17 protein-coding genes are annotated in these 17,941 nt (G+C 48.5%); 5 read left to right on the forward strand and 12 right to left on the reverse strand.

Going from position 1 to position 17,941, the window contains the following annotated elements; all coding sequences use genetic code 11:
* The first annotated feature begins 179 nt into the window (after positions 1-179).
* Positions 180-785 (forward strand): DUF4202 domain-containing protein, encoded by a 606-nt coding sequence (locus CBP12_RS13240; protein WP_086965158.1) that lies wholly within the window; start codon positions 180-182, stop codon positions 783-785.
* Positions 786-845: 60 nt separating this feature from the next.
* Here the strand turns inward: CBP12_RS13240 and CBP12_RS13245 are convergent, their stop codons facing one another.
* From CBP12_RS13245 to CBP12_RS13480, 7 genes are all read right to left on the reverse strand, one after another.
* Complete coding sequence (locus CBP12_RS13245) at positions 846-1,163, reverse strand: AzlD family protein (protein ID WP_086965160.1); 318 nt, start codon at positions 1,161-1,163, stop codon at positions 846-848.
* Entirely contained in the window at positions 1,160-1,921 is a 762-nt protein-coding gene (locus tag CBP12_RS13250) for an AzlC family ABC transporter permease (RefSeq protein WP_232455092.1), read from the reverse strand. Before CBP12_RS13250 ends, CBP12_RS13245 begins: the two co-directional genes overlap by 4 nt.
* Positions 1,922-2,061: 140 nt before the next feature.
* Positions 2,062-2,580, reverse strand: coding sequence for a porin family protein (locus tag CBP12_RS13255; protein ID WP_086965163.1), 519 nt, complete (start codon positions 2,578-2,580; stop codon positions 2,062-2,064).
* 165 nt (positions 2,581-2,745) lie between these two features.
* Complete coding sequence (ettA, locus tag CBP12_RS13260; RefSeq protein ID WP_086965165.1) at positions 2,746-4,413, reverse strand: energy-dependent translational throttle protein EttA; 1,668 nt, start codon at positions 4,411-4,413, stop codon at positions 2,746-2,748.
* Between the two features lie 271 nt (positions 4,414-4,684).
* Positions 4,685-5,107 (reverse strand): ExbD/TolR family protein, encoded by a 423-nt coding sequence (locus tag CBP12_RS13265; protein ID WP_086965167.1) that lies wholly within the window; start codon positions 5,105-5,107, stop codon positions 4,685-4,687.
* Positions 5,104-5,724, reverse strand: coding sequence for a MotA/TolQ/ExbB proton channel family protein (locus tag CBP12_RS13270; protein WP_086965169.1), 621 nt, complete (start codon positions 5,722-5,724; stop codon positions 5,104-5,106). The genes CBP12_RS13265 and CBP12_RS13270 overlap by 4 nt, the downstream gene beginning before the upstream one ends.
* A 3-nt stretch (positions 5,725-5,727) precedes the next feature.
* Complete coding sequence (locus tag CBP12_RS13480; RefSeq protein ID WP_157420117.1) at positions 5,728-6,462, reverse strand: energy transducer TonB; 735 nt, start codon at positions 6,460-6,462, stop codon at positions 5,728-5,730.
* Between the two features lie 326 nt (positions 6,463-6,788).
* On the opposite strand from CBP12_RS13480, the gene CBP12_RS13285 reads away from it, so the two are divergent.
* On the forward strand, positions 6,789-7,235 hold the full coding sequence (locus CBP12_RS13285; RefSeq protein ID WP_232455093.1) for a CBS domain-containing protein: 447 nt from the start codon (positions 6,789-6,791) through the stop codon (positions 7,233-7,235).
* Between the two features lie 113 nt (positions 7,236-7,348).
* Positions 7,349-8,512, forward strand: coding sequence for a benzoate/H(+) symporter BenE family transporter (locus CBP12_RS13290; protein ID WP_086965173.1), 1,164 nt, complete (start codon positions 7,349-7,351; stop codon positions 8,510-8,512).
* A 127-nt stretch (positions 8,513-8,639) separates the two neighbouring features.
* Here CBP12_RS13290 and CBP12_RS13295 read toward each other — a convergent pair whose 3' ends face one another.
* The 4 genes from CBP12_RS13295 to CBP12_RS13310 form a co-directional block, all read right to left on the reverse strand.
* Positions 8,640-9,959 carry a DEAD/DEAH box helicase gene (locus tag CBP12_RS13295; protein WP_086965175.1) on the reverse strand — a complete coding sequence of 440 codons (1,320 nt, stop codon included), beginning with the start codon at positions 9,957-9,959 and terminating at the stop codon, positions 8,640-8,642.
* Between the two features lie 156 nt (positions 9,960-10,115).
* Positions 10,116-10,859, reverse strand: coding sequence for a glycerophosphodiester phosphodiesterase family protein (locus CBP12_RS13300; protein ID WP_086965177.1), 744 nt, complete (start codon positions 10,857-10,859; stop codon positions 10,116-10,118).
* Positions 10,860-10,870: 11 nt separating this feature from the next.
* On the reverse strand, positions 10,871-11,203 hold the full coding sequence (locus tag CBP12_RS13305; protein WP_086965179.1) for a DMT family transporter: 333 nt from the start codon (positions 11,201-11,203) through the stop codon (positions 10,871-10,873).
* Positions 11,204-11,243: 40 nt separating this feature from the next.
* Positions 11,244-12,233 carry a ChaN family lipoprotein gene (locus CBP12_RS13310; RefSeq protein WP_232455094.1) on the reverse strand — a complete coding sequence of 330 codons (990 nt, stop codon included), beginning with the start codon at positions 12,231-12,233 and terminating at the stop codon, positions 11,244-11,246.
* A 151-nt stretch (positions 12,234-12,384) separates the two neighbouring features.
* On the opposite strand from CBP12_RS13310, the gene CBP12_RS13315 reads away from it, so the two are divergent.
* Positions 12,385-15,843 carry a hybrid sensor histidine kinase/response regulator gene (locus CBP12_RS13315; protein ID WP_086965181.1) on the forward strand — a complete coding sequence of 1,153 codons (3,459 nt, stop codon included), beginning with the start codon at positions 12,385-12,387 and terminating at the stop codon, positions 15,841-15,843.
* Here the strand turns inward: CBP12_RS13315 and CBP12_RS13320 are convergent.
* Positions 15,840-16,472 (reverse strand): response regulator, encoded by a 633-nt coding sequence (locus CBP12_RS13320; RefSeq protein WP_086965183.1) that lies wholly within the window; start codon positions 16,470-16,472, stop codon positions 15,840-15,842. The genes CBP12_RS13315 and CBP12_RS13320 overlap by 4 nt on opposite strands.
* A gap of 122 nt (positions 16,473-16,594) precedes the next feature.
* Here CBP12_RS13320 and CBP12_RS13325 point away from each other — a divergent pair, with 122 nt between their 5' ends.
* On the forward strand, positions 16,595-17,935 hold the full coding sequence (locus tag CBP12_RS13325; protein WP_086965185.1) for an MFS transporter: 1,341 nt from the start codon (positions 16,595-16,597) through the stop codon (positions 17,933-17,935).
* The last annotated feature ends 6 nt before the right edge of the window (positions 17,936-17,941 follow it).

Below are 17,941 nucleotides of genomic sequence, written 5' to 3' on the forward strand. Positions count from 1 at the left end.
AATATATAAATCATTTTTTTATGCTTAAGGCGTCATGTTCAGTCACAGTCGTCACTTGCTTTTATAGCCGTTAACGTAACAATGGTGAGTTAAAAAGGGTGCCTAACAAAGGGTATTTAATGAGGCAGTGGCGCTTACGCGGTGAGTTAAGGCTGCTTAAAAATGGATTAAGGAAAAAAATGACACAAGATACGACTAGTCGTTTAGCCCAAGTACTAGCGCTAATCGATGAAGAGAATAAGCAAGACCCTAATCAAGAACTAGCGCACGGCCAGAGCTGGCCTAAAGAATACTTATATGGCCTGCGCATGACTGAGCAACAAAGGGCTTTTGTGCCGAATGCCGATGAGTTGTTACAAATTGCTTGTCGGGCCCAACACATTAAACGCTGGAGCATAGCGCGCGCCAGTTACCCCATGAACAGAGCCGGTTATCATCAATGGCGCAGTGACTTAGGTGCCTTTCATGGTGAGTTAACGGCGCAGTTGATGGCCAAGGTGGGTTATAGCTTGGCTGAGCAAAGCACAGTGAAAAATTTATTATTAAAAAAGCAGCTTAAGCAAGACCCTCAAGCACAAGCACTAGAAGATGTTATTTGTTTAGTTTTTTTACGCTACTATTTGGCCGACTTTGCCCAACGCCACAGTGAAGAAAAGATAGTGAGTATTATCAAGAAAACCTGGCGGAAAATGTCTGCTTCTGGTCAAGCGGCGGCGCTAGAGTTGCCATTAAGTGACGAGGTGACTGCCCTGGTCGCCAAAGCCTTAGCCTGTAGTGAAGAGTAAAGGCAGGTCATAGTCCGCGGTAAATGCCGATTTTTTGCAATATGACGGGTGCGCCACACCTTACAGTAAAAAGAAATGGCGACTTAGGGCGGCGGCAATAATACCCGCAGTAATCGCCGGTAGCTGCTTTTTAAGTAACAGCATGGTGAGCGCCGTGGTCAATAAAGCGGCGCGGGCCCCAATATCTCCATGAATGGCCATGGGCGTTAAAATAGCCACCAGTACTGAGCCTGACATGGCGGTAATAAATTGATGTACTCGCTGATTAAAAGGGATAAATGACATCACAAAGACGCCGCCTAAGCGGGTCGCTAAGGTCACTATTGCCATTGCGAGAATAATTAATAAGGTACCGTTACCGGCAGTGGTGAGCGTCATGGAGAGTCCTGCTTAGGCTTTTCTAAATGAGAGGTAGGAGAGGCGCTGTTCTCCATCCAAATTGAGCCTAGTAAGCCGCCCGATAAGGCGCCTACTACCACATGACTATTAGCAGGTAGCCACCAATAGGCCAACATGGAGCAACTGCCGGCGACCAGCCAAATAACCAAAGTACGACTGTCTTTTCGCCCGCCCAATAACATGGCCAGCAAGAAACAACCCAGCACCATATCTAGGCCTATGCTCACTGGGTCTTCAATGGCACTGCCAAAATACAAACCAATACCGGTCCCTAACATCCAGCACGACCAAATGGCTAAACCACCACCAAAAAATAGCCCCAAGGCGCGCTCGCCTTTATAAAAACTTTGCATGGCCATGGCCCAGTTAGCATCGGAGGCAAATAGCATTAAGCCATAGCGCTTTAGCGGAGGTAAGTAGCGCAACCAAGGGTATAAAGTCGCGCCCATTAACAGGTGGCGCGCATTAATAGCAAATGTGGTGATGACTAAGGGCATGAGCGGTACTTGCAGCCCCCACATATCTAGGGCGGCAAATTGGGAGGTGCCGGCAAAAACTAGGGCACTCATCCAAGCAATTTCAACCTCGCTTAAACCGGTTTGCGCCGCCGCTAACCCAAAGGCTAAGCCGAAAGCGCCCACAAAAAAAGACAATGGTAGCAACTGTTTAAAGCCCAACCACGTCTCTGCGGCGCTAAATTTAGCCTGTGCGGCATAGGTGTCCATTGCAGTATTCACGCTCATGCATCTTAAGGGCTGCCAAGAATAGCATCATGGCCTACGGGGGGCGAATTTAAGGCGTAATGATAAAAAAACACCGCTTTATATTAAAATATAAAGCGGTGTTTTAAATGCTAATAAATGATTAGCAAACTAGCTTAGAAACGATAAGTCACACCCACGGCGAAACCGTCGATAGAAACATCATTTTTATCGTAGTAGCTCATGTATTCGATATTAAGATCGGTATTCGCATTTAAGTGAACATCTGTACCTAACCCGAAAGACACATCGCTGCCAGAGTTAGTGTAGGAGTTAAACGGGCCTGAGTATTTGATCTTAGTATGAGTGACGCCCAATACGGCATACGGGAAAAACACATCACCTAGTGGGATGCCACCGCGTACATAAGCACCATAAAACAAGTCTTGTTCGATTTTGGTACGGCCAATATTATCGTCGTCGATGCCTGTGCCTAAGCGCAGCTCACCCGAGAAGTTTTCAGAAAATTCAGTACCTAAACGGCCATACAGGCTCACTAGGTCGGCGCTGCCGCCGCGGTCTTCATCATATTTGCTTGCTAAAATATTACCGCCTACATAGTTGGCGGCCATGGCTTGTCCACCACAGGCTAGTGCAGCAACAGCGAGAGAAACAGTGGTTAATTTTTTAAACATTGCGCTTACTCTTTATTGTTAGTGTTGGATATTATTTTATTTAGTGTTGGATCTTCTGTCCAAACTGCGAGCAGCTTACCCCATGGCCAAGACAAGCCTTGTCGTTGGCAATGACTATTTAATAAAAAGCCCGCTCTGGGCGGGCTTTTAAACAAGGCAATTGACTTACTTTGTCACTCGCTTGTACTTAATACGCTTAGGTTGTACTGACTCGGCGCCATAGGTTTTCTTTTTCCAGTCTTCATATTCACTGAAGTTACCTTCAAAGAATTCGACTTTACCTTCATCTTGATAATCTAAAATATGAGTCGCAATACGGTCTAAAAACCAACGGTCGTGCGAGATGACCATGGCACAACCTGGGAATTCCAAGATGGCATTTTCCAGCGCACGCAGTGTTTCTATGTCTAAGTCGTTAGTCGGCTCATCCAGTAATAAGACGTTGCCGCCTGATTGCAACAGCTTTGCCATATGCAAACGACCGCGCTCACCGCCCGATAACTCACCGACGCGTTTTTGCTGATCGATGCCTTTAAAGTTAAAGCGACCTAAATAAGCGCGGCTAGGAATTTCTAAGTTGCCAATGCGCAGCATATCTTGACCGTCTGCCACTTCTTCCCAAACGGTTTTTTTATCGTCCATGCTGTCGCGGAACTGTTCAACTGAGGCCAGTTGCACCGACTCACCTAAGGTAATAGTGCCTGAGTCTGGTTGTTCGGCGCCCGTTAGCATGCGAAATAGGGTCGACTTACCGGCGCCGTTAGGGCCGATAATGCCCACGATAGCGCCCTTAGGAATGCTAAAGGATAGGTCATCAATTAAGACGCGGTCACCGTAGCTTTTCGTTAAGTTGGCTACATCAATGACTTGATCCCCTAAACGCGGGCCGGGTGGGATAAATAGCTCGTTGGTTTCATTACGCTTTTGAAAGTCTTGATTTTGCAACTCTTCAAAGCGCGCCATACGCGCCTTAGACTTAGCCTGACGACCTTTAGGATTTTGACGCACCCACTCCAATTCCTTTTGGATGGATTTTTGGCGGGCAGCTTCTGAAGACTGCTCTTGAGATAAGCGCTCATCTTTTTGCTCTAACCAAGAAGAGTAGTTGCCCTCCCAAGGAATACCCTCACCACGGTCCAGCTCCAAGATCCAACCGGCGACGTTATCTAAGAAGTAACGGTCGTGAGTAATGGCGACCACTGTGCCTTCATAATCATGTAAGAAGCGCTCTAACCAAGCCACAGACTCGGCGTCTAAGTGGTTAGTGGGTTCATCAAGTAGCAGCATGTCGGGTTTTTCAAGTAATAGCTGACACATCGCCACCCGGCGACGCTCACCACCTGAGAGTTTATCTATGGTGGCGTCCCACGGTGGTAACCGCAGCGCATCGGCGGCACGCTCTAGTTGGTTATCCAGATTATGGCCATCACCGGCTTGAATAATGGCTTCTAGCTCGCCTTGGCGCTTGGCTAATTGATCAAAGTCGGCATCCGGCTCGGCATAGGCGGCATACACTTCATCTAACTCTTTTAGCGCGCCGGCGACCTCTGATACCGCTTCTTCTATAGCTTGGCGTACGGTTTGCTCTGGCTTGAGCTTAGGCTCTTGCGGTAAATAGCCAATATTAATACCTGGCTGGGGACGCGCTTCACCTTCAATTTCTGTGTCTAGGCCGGCCATAATGCGTAGCAAGGTAGACTTACCGGCGCCGTTTAAACCCAGCACCCCAATTTTAGCGCCAGGGAAAAACGATAAAGAGATATTCTTTAGAATATGACGCTTGGGCGGAACCACTTTGCCCACGCGGTTCATACTGTAAACAAATTGAGCCATATCTATAGTGTCCTGAAATTTCAGAAAGAGTAGCTACCGAGTGCTTGCTGACTATTAGTTAATAAGTAAGCAGTCAGTAAAATATGCAGGCGTATATGGTACTTGCCTGAGCGGGGAAAGCCAGCTTTGGGAGTCGCTAAGCGCCACGCCACTCGCATCACTTAAAGAAAACCACACGTTTAGCGCATCATCTCAGTGATTGAGCGAGCTAATTTAAGCCTATTTGCCAATTAAGTTAAGTATGGTTCTCTGGCTGGGCGCTTAAGACAACTTACTCATCATCCATTAAGATTTGCGTCGCCGTAATTTTATGCTCTTGTAAAAAGGCCAACAACTTAAGCATGCTATCTACGGTGACGTCTTTGTCTGAAGCTAAGACTAAGTCGGTTTCTTTTAAAGCATCAATATGCTCGACTAATATGGGTTTAAACTGCTGCCAGTCTGCATATTCTTGACCATCTAGCGCCCATGCGGGACTGCCGGCCAACATATTAATGGTCATGGTCTTAGTCTCAACCATGGCGCCGAGTGCTTCGCTATCTGTTTTAGGCAAGTCCACTTCTAGTGATTGCAGCGGAATATTGGCAGTAAGCAGCAAAAACACCAGTACAATAAAAATAATGTCTAATAAGGGCGTAATATCGGGTGTTAAAGTACGCCAGCTCGAATGGCCAGACTCCGGACGACCTATCATGGACGCCCCCCTATCTGCACCCCTTCTAACTGCAAGTTGCATTGGTTTAATTCATCGGTCAGTTTGTCGAGTAGGCGATCTGCCCATAGGCCAAAAAGCTGAGCGCCAGCAATAGCGGGCAGCGCAATGAGTAAGCCCGCCGCGGTCGTACTCATGGCCAATCCTAGGCCATCTGCTAAGAGCGCAGGAGTCACAGGATCACTGCTTAAGCCGATACTTTTAAACATTTCTATTAAGCCCAACACTGTGCCTAATAACCCCAATAAAGGGCTGATCACGCCGACTAAAGTTAATACTCGCAAGCCCGAGTGCAGTTTGCGCCTTTGCTGTTGTAGCCAGACACCGGCTAAGTCTTCGCGAGTCGCTTTATCACAGCTTTGGTGCCTCACTAATAAGCTGCAACCGCGCAAAATTAGGGAATTAGACTGTTCATCTTTTACGGTGGCGTAACTGCCGCCTTGTTGCTGCAGTTGTTTCTTAGCTTGTTCGCCTCTTAGACTGATCCACAACAGGCTGACACTGCGCTCTAGCCAAATAGCGACGGTAATGATGGAGCATAAAATGAGTGGCCAGCTCATTAGACCTAATTGTTGATGTACTTGACTTAAAAATGACATGATTTAATCCAATTTAAAACGAATGGGAATATGAACGCGGTGAGCAATAGCACGACCATTTTCTACATAGGCAGAAAAGCGATATTTAGCGATGCCTTTTAATGCGGTGTTATCAAGTGCACTCACTCCAGAGGACTTAGCCACTACCCGCTTAATTTGTCGACCTTGCTCGTCTAACCACACCTCAACCACCACGGTTCCTTCTTGGCCGCGCCGTCTTGCTTGAATGGGGTAGGCGATAGGAGCGGGCTTACTCTTAAAGCTGGGTTGCTCAATGCGCTTTGGCGTAGTGTCTTTCGCCACCTTAGGTTGCGCTTTGGGCGCTTCTTTAACGAGTGGCTTAGGAGCAGGCTCAGGTGTTGGTGCCGGTGTGGGTTGAGGCTTAGGCACAGGTTTAGGTTTAGGTTGTGGCTTGGGCTCGGGTTTAGGAACCGGCTTAGGCGCGGGTTTAGGCACAGGTTTTGGCTCTGGCTTAGGCTCAGGTTTGGGTTCAGGTTTTGGCTCTGGCTCAGGTTTGGGTTCAGGTTTGGGTTCAGGTTTTGGCTCTGGCTCAGGTATAGGCTCAGGCTCAACGACAGGTGGCGCCTTAATCACTGTGGGGACCATTTGCACACTAATAGGGCCTGGATGAGTGGGAGCCACCGCCAATGTTAAATCTTGCGGCTCCATCGCCTGTGCAATAATGGCATGTACGACTAACGAAGCTAAGGCGAAGGTGGCGTAGCGTTTTAAGCTCAAAATTAACCTCAAAACATAAATGAGAATGATGTTACAGCGCATAGAATACGGATTTTAGGCGCGATGTCTATTGCTATTGTAAATGATAACGAATTGTATTTGAGATTTTTTAAAGTAAACCTTTCTGTCTCTCAGCGAGGGAGCGCACTTGATTATCGATTATTTGTGGGATTATTAAGGTGTTAGCGAGCTAAAGCACAGAAAATGAGCGGTTTGTGCCTTATATTTTGTGAGAGCGCACAAGATATAAAAATAAGACTTAAGCTATTTATAGGCTTCAAATATCCTAGCGCTTATTGCTAGCACCCGCGTTTAAAGAAGGAACAATGATGATGACGACCCGTACGGTAGGCGACATTATGACACGTGAACTATTAACGCTTGATCAAAGTGCCACCTTAAAAGATGCCCATGATCTGATGCGCGAAAAAAGCATTCGCCATATTCCTGTGGTGGATCCTTTAACTGGCAAACTCATGGGAGTGCTCACCCAAAAGCGCATGATCGCCACCATCATGAGCTTATTATCAGATTATGGAGTGAGTGCGCTGGAGCGTCGTGAGCGCCAATGCCGAGTAGTAGAAATTATTGACCCCGCTTTTGAGTCAGTGGATGAGCAGGCACCCTTAACCGATGCTGTGGCTTTTTTTCTTAAAAATAAACACGGCTGCTTAACCATAGTGGATGAAAACCAATGTTTAATCGGCATTGTTACTTCGTCGGATTTTGTGCGCTTGTGTGCCAAGTTGTTAGCTTCGCAGTTAAGCGAATAGTGACCATAGCTCTTAGCGCTTCCAACATAGTTAAATCTAGCGCTGTGCTGGCCTTCATCCTTTATTAATATTAATAGTGCTCTTTTGCAAAGTGCACCCTGTTAGGAGTGACTATGCGCTTTGCGTTTTCATTTTCTCATCTGTGTGCCGGTTTTATTGCGGTACTGGTTAGCTATACCAGCTCGGCGGCCATTATTTTTCAAGCGGCGGCCACGGTGGGAGCGACGACTGTTGAGATGAACTCGTGGATGTGGGCGCTAGGGCTGGGCATGGGGGCCACCTGTATTGGTTTTTCACTGCGTTATCGCCAGCCTATTCTCACCGCTTGGTCAACCCCAGGCGCGGCGTTATTAGTCACGGCTTTAGCGGGCGTAAGCCTAAATGAAGCAATAGGTGCGTTCTTATTTAGCTCAAGCTTAATTTTGTTGTGTGGCATAACGGGCTGGTTTTCGCGCATTATGCGCTTAGTGCCTGCAAGTTTAGCCGCCGCTATGTTGGGCGGCGTCTTACTAAGCTTTGGCTTAGACTTATTTAGCTCGGTGCAAAGCCAGCCTTGGCTAGTCAGCGCTATGTTGGCCACCTATTTAGTGCTTAGAAAGCGCCTGCCTCGTTATGTTATTGCGCTAAGTTTAGTGGCAGGTTTGGTGGTCGCGGCCAGTCTAGACTTACTGCACTTTGACACCCTCACTTGGCAGTTAGCGCGCCCCGTGTGGATGAGTCCAAGCTTTGACTTAGCCAGCTTAATTGGGGTGGGACTGCCATTGTTTGTGGTGACCATGGCTTCGCAAAATGTGCCTGGCGTAGCGGTACTGCGCGCACATGGTTACCAAGTTAACGCCTCCCCCTTAATCAGCTGGACAGGATTGACGGGCATGGTGCTCGCACCCTTTGGCGGCTTTGCTTTTAATTTGGCCGCTATTAGTGCGGCAGTATGTATGGGTGAAGAAGTGGATACGGATCCTAAGCAGCGCTATAAAGCTGCGGTGTGGGCCGGCGTTTTTTATTTATTAATGGGATTACTGGGTGCCACGGTCGTGGGCTTATTTGCCGCTTTGCCAGCTGAGTTGGTGATGGCCATTGCTGGCCTCGCCTTATTAGGCACTATTGGTCATAGCTTAAGTGTGGCCTTGGCAGCAGAAGAGGAGCGCGAGGCGGCGCTGTTAACTTTTATGATCACGGCTTCTGGTGTGGCACTATTTGATATTGGCAGCGCTTTTTGGGGACTCTTGATAGGGGGCATTATCTATGCACTAAATATGAAAAATAGCCGACAGTGATAGCCATACGCCCTACGTTAAAGAGCAACGCTTACCTTTCATCAAAAGCAGCTCAAAAAATAAACCCCCGAACCTGATGGTGCGGGGGTTTATTTGTCACGGATAGCGTAAGGCTTATCGCGTTAACTTAGCCGTTATCGTGGCGACGAGCTGGCTTAGCACTGCGTGGCGCCTTGCTTGGAGAGCGTGGGTTTTGACCACGACCACCGGCGTTGCCGCGACCGGCATGTTGTCCGCCCCGGCTATTACCTCCACGCCCCCGATTGGCCGCTGGTTTTTCAATAGGTGGTTGCTCACTATCGGGGATCGGTTCAAACCCGGGCATAATTTCTAGCTCAGCAGTTTGTTTGATGAGCTTTTCAATAGCCTTAAGTAATGGCTTTTCTTCAAAGCACACTAAAGAGAGCGCCTCGCCTTCTACGCCCGCGCGCCCAGTACGACCAATACGGTGCACATAATCTTCTGCCACATGGGGCAGTTCAAAATTCACCACATGGGGTAATTCGCTAATATCGATACCGCGAGCCGCAATATCGGTGGCCACTAGTACTCTAAGCTTGCCGTCTTTAAATTGGCTAAGGGCGCGGGTGCGTGCACCTTGGCTCTTATCGCCATGAATCGCCATCGCCGGTAAGCCGTCTTTATCCAGCTGCATAGCTAAGCGGTTAGCACCGTGCTTAGTGCGAGTGAAAACTAACACTTGACGCCAGTTATGATGGCCAATTAAATAACTGAGTAGCGCGCGCTTTTTATTTTTATCTACGCCATAAAAACGCTGGGCTATGGTATCGGCAGTGGCATTACGTACCGCGACTTCAATGTGCTCAGGTTCGGTGAGCAAAGTTTCGGCCAGCTTTTTAATCTCATTAGAAAAAGTAGCCGAAAAAAGTAAGTTCTGACGCTTAAGCGGCATCTTGGCAATAATGCGCTGAATATCGCGAATAAAGCCCATATCTAACATGCGATCTGCTTCATCTAAGACCAACATCTCTACTCGAGAAAGATCAATGGAGCGTTGTGATACGTGATCTAATAAGCGCCCTGGGGTAGCCACTACAATATCTATTTTCCCGCCTAAGGCTTTCATTTGCGGATTAATGCTTACTCCACCAAACATCGCCAGTGTTCTTAAGCCTGAATATTTGGCATAGGCGCGAATATTTTCTTCCACTTGAGCGGCCAGCTCACGAGTGGGCGTTAATACCAAAGCGCGAACCGGCGCTCGGCCATTTGCCAGTGGCTTAGCTTTAGTTTCACTTAAGCGCTGCAGCATAGGTAAGCCAAAGCCTGCGGTTTTACCGGTGCCGGTTTGTGCGCCTGCCAACAAGTCGCCTCCCGCCAGTACTAAGGGAATAGCTTGAGTTTGAATAGGGGTGGGCTCTGTATAACCACATTCATTAATCGCTTGTATAAGCTGGGCGTTTAAGCCAAGGGAAGCAAAAGACATGAGACTCCGAACTAAAAAGGTCCTGGCGGACGACTGAGAGGCATTGCCATTAGGCAAACTGGCGCCATGATAACAGAAAAGCGCTAAGGGCCATAAATTAAAGCGGACAGAGGATTTCGCCTAACCGCCTGCACTTAGGCAGTTTTGTATCACTAACTATGTATTGTTAGTTACTCTGTTAGGAGAGGTAAGGGGGACATCACAAAAAATCATGTGTACGCCCCAGCTTGCCAAAAGCTCGGCACGAGCTTGGTTATTAACGGTGTAGCAACTCAAGCGATACCCCGCCTCGATAAGGGGCCGTGCTTGGGCGTGAGTGAGTTTGTTGTGCTGACAATGCAAAATGTGAGTGCCAAGAGAGTGTAATTGCTGCGCCCAAGTGTGAGGAATTCGCTCAACTAATAAAGCCCGCCAAGCTTTGGGAGCTAAGCGAGAAAGCGTCGCGAGAGCGGGAACGGAAAAGCTAGACAGTAAGAGCTTTTCAGGGCGCCATAAGCCTAGTGCCAATAAGGGATTAATTATCTGGCTTACCGCCGCACATAAAGGGGCGATAGCTTGGTCTGAATAGAGTTTAAGCTCTATATTCACGCCTAGATTAAGCTGCTGGGCTTTAGCTAAATAATCCCTTAATAACGGGATAGGCTCGCCCACAAAGGCTTCGCTAAATCTATAGCCAGCGTCAAGCGTGCTAAGTTTTCGCCATGAAGATTGATGCAAATATCCTTGGCCGTTGGTACAGCGCTCTAGTCGCTTATCATGAAACACGACTACTTGGTGGTCTTGGCTCAGTTGTACATCTATTTCTACCCAACTCAACCCCGCCTCATACGCTGCGTATAAGCCGGCTAAGGTGTTTTCAGGCGCGAGCCCTGCCAGCCCGCGATGACCACAAATAATCACAGCGCGCTCCTTTATTGCCCATCGAGGCGAGAATATAATTGGATAATCACTACTCCCGCAATAATCAGCGCAATGCCAATGACTGCGGGTAAGTCGGGGCGCTGGCGATAAAAAAATGCAGCCAGTAAGGTCACTAATACTATGCCCGCACCCGACCAAATGGCGTAAGCCACCCCTACCGCCATGGTGCGTACCACGTGTGTTAACAGCCAAAAAGCCACGCTGTAGCCCACAATAACTATCACACTGGGTCCTAAGCGAGTAAAGCTCATGGAAGCTTTAAGAGCTGAGGTGGCCAGTACTTCAGCGATAATGGCAATAGCGAGTAAGGCGTAAGCGGGCATCACCCCTCCTGATATAAAGTTTAATCTGGTAAGTGAAGGGTTAATTGCTTGGGCTTTTGGCATAAGGACAGTCTGGCTCGCCTAAGCTGATAGGCGCCAGTGGCTCATCATTTATGCGCGCAGGCGGCAGTGCTTGTACCTTGAGTGTCCATTCCCTTACTCTTTTATCTCGTCGAGCAGAAGAGGGCGTCGGCTCTCCCTCTACCAGCGGATAAATTATGCCCACTTTCAAATTAGGCTGGCGCGCTAATAGACGCTGCACGGTTCCTAGCCCTTCTTTTATATGGAAGCGCCCCACAGTTAACAAGACTTTTTGCTGTGGATAGCGCGTTAGAAAGCGCTCAATGCTTTCAGCCATGGTGTCGTCCCAGCTCGTTTGCGCTGCAAATTGTTGCTCACTGGGTACTTGGCCATGATGACGATTAGCCATAAATTGCGCTTTATATGGATCGTTTTTTAAGGTTAATTGCTTGGCAATCCAGCCGCGCTCGACGCTTGGGAGCTTATCTAAATACGCTGGGCCATGGCGGCCAATACAGCGCACTATGGAAGCAGGCGCATTGGCAGCAATTACTTTACTGTGGGCGGCTTTGGCGAGACTGAGTAAGGCGCGATAATCACTTTTATAGCTAGGCCAAGCGTTACTTTGGTTAATAAATGCTGTTTCGCCTAGTTTGCCTGCTAAATAGTCATCGACCACTTCTTGGTTATCACGGCTAAATTGCTCCATGGCTAGCGCCCAGCTTGGTGCTTGCTTAAGTAATTGGCTAAATAAGTCTGCTTGAAAACGGTGGATGCCTTGATGGCCATGTAACTCGCCCACCATGATGACATCCAAGTTAGACAGCGCTGCCATGGCGTGGTTTAAGGAAAGGGGCTGCGCTTTTTTATTATAAAGCTGATAATCGTAGAGCGTGTCTAAGCGCGGTGCACGCAGTTCATTGGCTGGCGATAATGGCGCACTCTGTTGGCAGGCCATCAGCACGACACTGGCCACTATTGGATTCAGTGTTTTTAATAATGTTCGCATAGCATTTCTCATTCTGGCTCGTTAACAACACTGGCGTTTTACATTAGCGCAGCCGATATCACAGTCTTTGATAGTGGCAGCGCTAGGAAAGGGAAGCTAGTACTATTGGTGATGAGTCAGCGATTAGACCTTCATTTTACAAGGGACATTTATGCCGGGTTGGACCGTCATTAACATAGCGCTCGCCTATTTAGCCGTACTGTTTTTATGTGCTTGGCTAGGCGATAAAGTCAAAGTGGGCAAAGAGGGCGGACGACTGCGCCCACTCCTTTATAGCTTATCGCTAGCCGTGTATTGCTCGTCATGGAGTTTTTTTGGCACTGTTGGCCAAGCAACTACCGATAACTGGTCATATTTTTCCATCTACCTTGGCCCCATTATTATGTTCACCTTAGCGGGGCCTTTTTTGGCGCGCCTCATTGAAGTGGCCAAGCGTGAGCACATTACTTCTATTGCCGACTTTATTGCCGCTCGCTATGGGAAGTCGCAGCGTTTGGCTATTTATATTACGCTCATTGCCATTGTTGGTGTCTTACCTTATGTAGCCCTACAACTCAAAGCCATTGTGATGGGTCTTCATTTGGTGGCGCCCGATGTGGTGGGTAATGATGGCCAAAATGCCAGTCAAGTGGCGCTGATGGTGACGGTATTATTTAGTGCATTTATTCTATTATTTGGCACCCGCCACATCGATGCCACTGAGCACCAACGCGGCGTTATGGTGGCCATTGCCGTAGAGTCACTGGTGAAGCTGGTGGCCTTTATCTTAGTGGGTGGCTTTGCCTTATGGCTGGTGGTGGGGTTTCCTAATCAAGCGCGAGTATTAGTCACTGAGCGCGTGATCAACAGTTTTACGCAGGTAAGTGGTGCTAATTTACTCGATATGGCCGTTTATACGCTGCTATCTATGAGTGCGGTGGTGTGCTTGCCCCGTCAATTCCATGTCACAGTAGTAGAAAGCCAAGGCGTCAAAGACCTCCATTGGGCGCGACGCTTATTTCCTATTTATTTATTACTGATGGCGCTGTTAGTCTTACCGCTCGCATTAGCGGGCCAACAATGGCTGCCCAGCTCTGCCTCACCCGATACCTATGTCATCAGTTTGCCGCTCGCCCAAGGGCAACCGGAGCTTGCGGTATTGGCCTTTATTGGCGGTGCCTCGGCGGCCACCGGCATGATGATTATCTCTATTATTGCATTGGCGATCATGGTTAGTAATGACTTGGTATTACCGATGATTTTGCGCCGACGCCAAGTACAAGGTGCCGACTTTAATGATGTGGCGCAATTACTACTTAAAGTGCGCCGCGCCGCCATTGTGGCGATCATGGCGGCGGCTTGGTTGGTCTTTTTATGGTTAAGCGATATCGACAGCTTGTCGCGCATTGGGTATTTAAGCTTTGCCGCTATTGCCCAGTTTATTCCTGCGCTGGCACTGGGTTTATATTGGCGGGGCGGCAATAAGCGCGGCGCCTACTGGGGGTTAAGCCTAGGAATGCTGATGTGGCTGCTTAACCTAATGGCAGAAACGGGCTTATTTGCCGGTGATGCTAATAGTAACGTTTTATTATGGTTGCTAACGCCGCCGACCTGGGGCGCCATTGGCGACATGAGCCCAGTGACGTGGGGAATTTTCTTAAGTTTACTATTTAATGTCACCGCCTATGTGTTGGCGTCTTGGTTGTCGGTATCTACGGTCAGTGAGCGCTTACAGGCCTCGGCCTTTGTGGGTCGCCACCATAAAGATGATGGCGGCTTATACCGAGCCAAAGTCTCGGTACAAGAGCTTGAGCTGTTAGCCTCGCGCTTTGTCGGTGCGGCGCGAGTAAGTCGCGCATTCTCGCGCTATGCCGGCGAGCAAGGCACGCTCGATGGTAGCATGCAAGCACCGGCACGCTTAATTCGCCACACCGAGCGCGTGTTAGCGGGGGTGTTCGGTGCTTCATCGGCGCGCTTAGTATTAGCCTCGGCCCTGCAAGGTCGTTCCATGGAACTAGATGAGCTGGCGGTGATTGCCGATGAAGCCAAAGATGTGTTTCGTTTTAACCGCAGTCTGTTACAAGGCGCTATCGAGCATATTAGCTTAGGGATTTCTGTGGTCGATAAAGAGCTTAATTTAGTGGCGTGGAATCCACGCTACATAGAGCTATTTGACTATCCTAGTGAGCTAATACAAATAGGACGACCCATTGGCGATATTATCCGTTATAACGCCGAGCGTGGTTTATGTGGCGAGGGCTCAGTGGAGCAACATGTTGCACGGCGCTTAGCGCACATGCACGCCGGTAGCGCTCATGTCTCATCGCGCACTCGCAGTGATGGACGCGTTATTGAGCTGCAAGGTAATCCTATGCCCAGCGGCGGCTTCGTGATGACGTTTAACGATATCACTACCTTTCGCCAAGCCGAGCAAGTTCTTAAAGATACCAATGCGCTCTTAGAGGCCCGAGTGGTGGAGCGTACGCAAGAATTGTCTAGTGTCAATCAGCAGCTGAGGGCAGCCACTATTGAGGCTGAAAAGCTCAGTGCTTCTAAGAGCCGGTTTTTAGCGGCGGTGAGTCATGATTTAATGCAGCCTTTAAATGCGGCTAAGTTATTTGCTTCTTCTTGGTTAGAAACCTCTCATGATGAAGAAAGTCGTCGCTTAGCCAATAATATTGATCGCTCATTGCTTGCGGCCGAGGACTTAATTGCGGACTTATTAGATATGTCGCGCTTAGAGTCGGGCACCCTTAGCGCAAAGCTAATAGACTTTCCGCTTGCGCAATTATTCGACACGCTAACAGCGGAGTTTAGTGTGTTAATTGAGCAGCAAGGCGGGGAATTATCGGTGGTAAAGAGTCAGTTATGGCTGCGCAGTGATCCGCGTTTATTGCGCCGTATCTTACAAAATTTCTTAACCAATGCGCTGCGCTACAACCCCAATGGACGGGTGGTGTTAGGGGCACGCCGCCATGGCGAGCAGGTGTCGCTAGAGGTGTGGGATAACGGGCCAGGTATTGCTTATGATAAGCAAGCACTGATATTTAGCGAATTTATGCGCTTAGAGCATGGTCAACGCCAACATCAACAAGGTCTAGGTTTAGGCTTATCCATTGCTCAGGGCTTGGCTAATGCGATGGCGCATAAAGTGGCACTGCGCTCTACACCGGGTAAAGGGGCTGGCTTTAGCGTCACTGTGCCTAAAGCCCTAGCTAAGGAGGGGAGTGATACTGCGTCTTTCAGTGCGCCTGTTTCTTCTTTGGCGGAGGTGGCTATGTTGTGTATTGATAATGATAACGCCATTTTAAAGGCCATGGAGAGCTTATTAACGCGCTGGGGCTGTGAGGTGCGCTTGGCGCTAAATGCAACTGAGGCAGAGCAACACTACCAAGACGGATTTCTACCACAGGTGATATTATCGGATTATCATCTGGATGAAGGAGTAATAGGCACCGAGTTGGTGTTGGCGCTGCATCAGCAATATGGCGCTGTACCCACTGTGATCATCAGTGCCGATCGCCAAGCGGCGCTCCAAGCTTATCTCCAAGAGCTCAACTTTAGTTATTTAAGTAAGCCCGTTAAACCGATTAAACTAAGAGCCTTGTTACAGCACCTGCTTGCTTACTAGGCTTCACCCGTTTGAGAAAGCGCAATCACTGCTTGAGTGCGATTTTTTACATTTAATTTTCGAAAAATTGCAGTGACATGAGCTTTAACCGTAGCCTCAGACACGGCTAACTCATAGGCTATTTGCTTATTTAGTTTTCCCTCAGAGAGCATAGTGAGTACTTTAAATTGCTGGGGCGTGAGGCTAGCAAGGCGCTCCGCAATATTGTCGGCGCCGGCTTGTTCGAGGCTTATGCCCTGCGGAAACCAAGTATCGCCCGCTAAAATGGCATCTAGTGCACTCACCAGCATAGGTAGCGGGGTGGATTTGGGGATAAAACCCATGGCGCCAAAGTGCATGGCTTGCATGACGACCGCAGCTTCTTCGGTCGCAGAGACCATCACTACTGCTAAGTCAGGGTAAAGATGGCGCAAGCTGGCCAGTGCAGAAAAGCCACTGGCGCCGGGCATTTTTAAGTCTAACAGTAGTAAGTCTACCTCTCCTTGCTCAGCTAATAACTGCATTAATTGCGCTATAGAGTCTACTTCTTGCAGCTCTGCATTGTTGATGGCTTGGCTCACTGCAAGATGCAGTGCATTACGAAACAAGGGGTGATCATCGGCAATAATAATGCGATAGCCTGTGTCCATGTATGAGGAGTCCTTGAGTGGGCTTGATTTGTAACATCTCAACAATAAGTCATTATCATAAGGGCTTAAACGATCACTGAGAACCCGTTGAGGTAATTTTCGTGATCCAGTAAGGAAATAGCATGGCATTTAAATTTGAAAAAGGTGCGCTGCAGCAAATGGCGTCCAAGATGTTGCCCAGTGATGAGGACGCGCGCTTGTGTCACGATATTCCCGATGCCGACTGTCAGGTAGTTAAAGGTAATCGTCTAAAACTAATTTTAGCGCAAGTGGCGGGTGCCTTGGCTGAGCTAATGACCAATGCTAAAACCGTTCTGCCTTGGTTATTGCAAGCACTCGGGGCGCCGATGTGGATCATTGGCTGGTTAGTTCCGGTGCGCGAAAGTGGCTCTATGTTACCGCAAATTATATTAGGCGCTTATGTACGACGCCGGCCTTATCGTAAATATGTCTGGTTATGGGGCGCGGGCTTACAAGCAGCGTGTTTGGTTTTAATGGCATTGGTTGCGCTTTTAAGCTCAGGCTGGATTGCCGGCAGCTTAGTCTTAGGATTATTAGCCTTAATGAGCATTGCCCGAGGTTTGTGCTCAATATCTGCAAAAGATGTGTTAGGTAAAACTGTACCTAAACGAGAGCGCGGTAAGGTGACTGGCACAGGAGCAAGTTGGGCGGGCGGTATTGGATTAGTGTTTGGCTTAGGCTTAAGTCGACTTGAGCATATAGAGGCGTGGGGTTATGCCTTAATTTTGTTGCTAGCGGCGCTAGTGTGGGGCCTTGGCATGCTTTGCTATTGGGCTATTAACGAACAAGCAGGGGCTTGTGAGGGTGGCGTAAACGGCTGGCAACATGCTTGGCAAAGTATGGCGCTTATTAATAAAGATCGCTATTTTGGCCGGTTTTTATTGGTGCGCACGCTATTATTGTCCACCGCTTTAGTGACCCCATATTATGTATTATTAGCGCAAGCTCAAGATGGACGCATGCAAGTATTAGGTTGGTTAGTGATTGCCCAAGGGTTGGCGCAATTTGTGAGCAGCTGGATTTGGGGGCGCTGGGCAGATCGCTCGGCGAAGCGCGTAATGCAAAGCGCGGGTTTTATTGCCTCTTTGTTAGGCCTTGGAGTGTGGCTGCATTTAGCTATAGCCGATGGAAGTGCTTTTAATGGCTATTTTGCCTTAGTGGTGTTTATATTAAGTATTGCCCATGCCGGTGTGCGAGTGGGTCGTAAGACCTATTTAGTTGATTTAGCAGGAGATAATAGACGTACCGATTATGTCTCCTTAAGTAATACGCTAATGGGCGTGCTATTGTTATTAGCCGGTGCACTTAGCATGGTGCTGGCATTATTTTCAAATTTTGTTGTGATAGTGGTATTTTCTTTGTTGGGTCTACTGGGTGTTTGGTTGGCTCAAGGGTTACCAGATGTACAGCAGCTTGATAATACGCCAAGCCCAGTGCATTAATTTTTT

Origin of the sequence: Oceanisphaera avium (assembly GCF_002157875.1) — a bacterium.
Taxonomy (GTDB): domain Bacteria; phylum Pseudomonadota; class Gammaproteobacteria; order Enterobacterales; family Aeromonadaceae; genus Oceanimonas; species Oceanimonas avium.

Bases quoted from the DNA above. Each gene is read 5' to 3' on its own strand.
- CBP12_RS13245 (WP_086965160.1), bottom strand. From the start codon at position 1,163: ATGACGCTCACCACTGCCGGTAACGGTACCTTATTAATTATTCTCGCA.
- CBP12_RS13270 (WP_086965169.1), bottom strand. From the start codon at position 5,724: ATGTCATTTTTAAGTCAAGTACATCAACAATTAGGTCTAATGAGCTGG.
- ettA (WP_086965165.1), bottom strand. From the start codon at position 4,413: ATGGCTCAATTTGTTTACAGTATGAACCGCGTGGGCAAAGTGGTTCCG.
- CBP12_RS13305 (WP_086965179.1), bottom strand. From the start codon at position 11,203: ATGCCCGCTTACGCCTTACTCGCTATTGCCATTATCGCTGAAGTACTG.
- CBP12_RS13310 (WP_232455094.1), bottom strand. From the start codon at position 12,233: ATGCGAACATTATTAAAAACACTGAATCCAATAGTGGCCAGTGTCGTG.
- CBP12_RS13290 (WP_086965173.1), top strand. From the start codon at position 7,349: ATGCGCTTTGCGTTTTCATTTTCTCATCTGTGTGCCGGTTTTATTGCG.
- CBP12_RS13295 (WP_086965175.1), bottom strand. From the start codon at position 9,959: ATGTCTTTTGCTTCCCTTGGCTTAAACGCCCAGCTTATACAAGCGATT.
- CBP12_RS13325 (WP_086965185.1), top strand. From the start codon at position 16,595: ATGGCATTTAAATTTGAAAAAGGTGCGCTGCAGCAAATGGCGTCCAAG.
- CBP12_RS13255 (WP_086965163.1), bottom strand. From the start codon at position 2,580: ATGTTTAAAAAATTAACCACTGTTTCTCTCGCTGTTGCTGCACTAGCC.
- CBP12_RS13315 (WP_086965181.1), top strand. From the start codon at position 12,385: ATGCCGGGTTGGACCGTCATTAACATAGCGCTCGCCTATTTAGCCGTA.
- CBP12_RS13285 (WP_232455093.1), top strand. From the start codon at position 6,789: ATGATGATGACGACCCGTACGGTAGGCGACATTATGACACGTGAACTA.
- CBP12_RS13320 (WP_086965183.1), bottom strand. From the start codon at position 16,472: ATGGACACAGGCTATCGCATTATTATTGCCGATGATCACCCCTTGTTT.
- CBP12_RS13240 (WP_086965158.1), top strand. From the start codon at position 180: ATGACACAAGATACGACTAGTCGTTTAGCCCAAGTACTAGCGCTAATC.
- CBP12_RS13265 (WP_086965167.1), bottom strand. From the start codon at position 5,107: ATGATAGGTCGTCCGGAGTCTGGCCATTCGAGCTGGCGTACTTTAACA.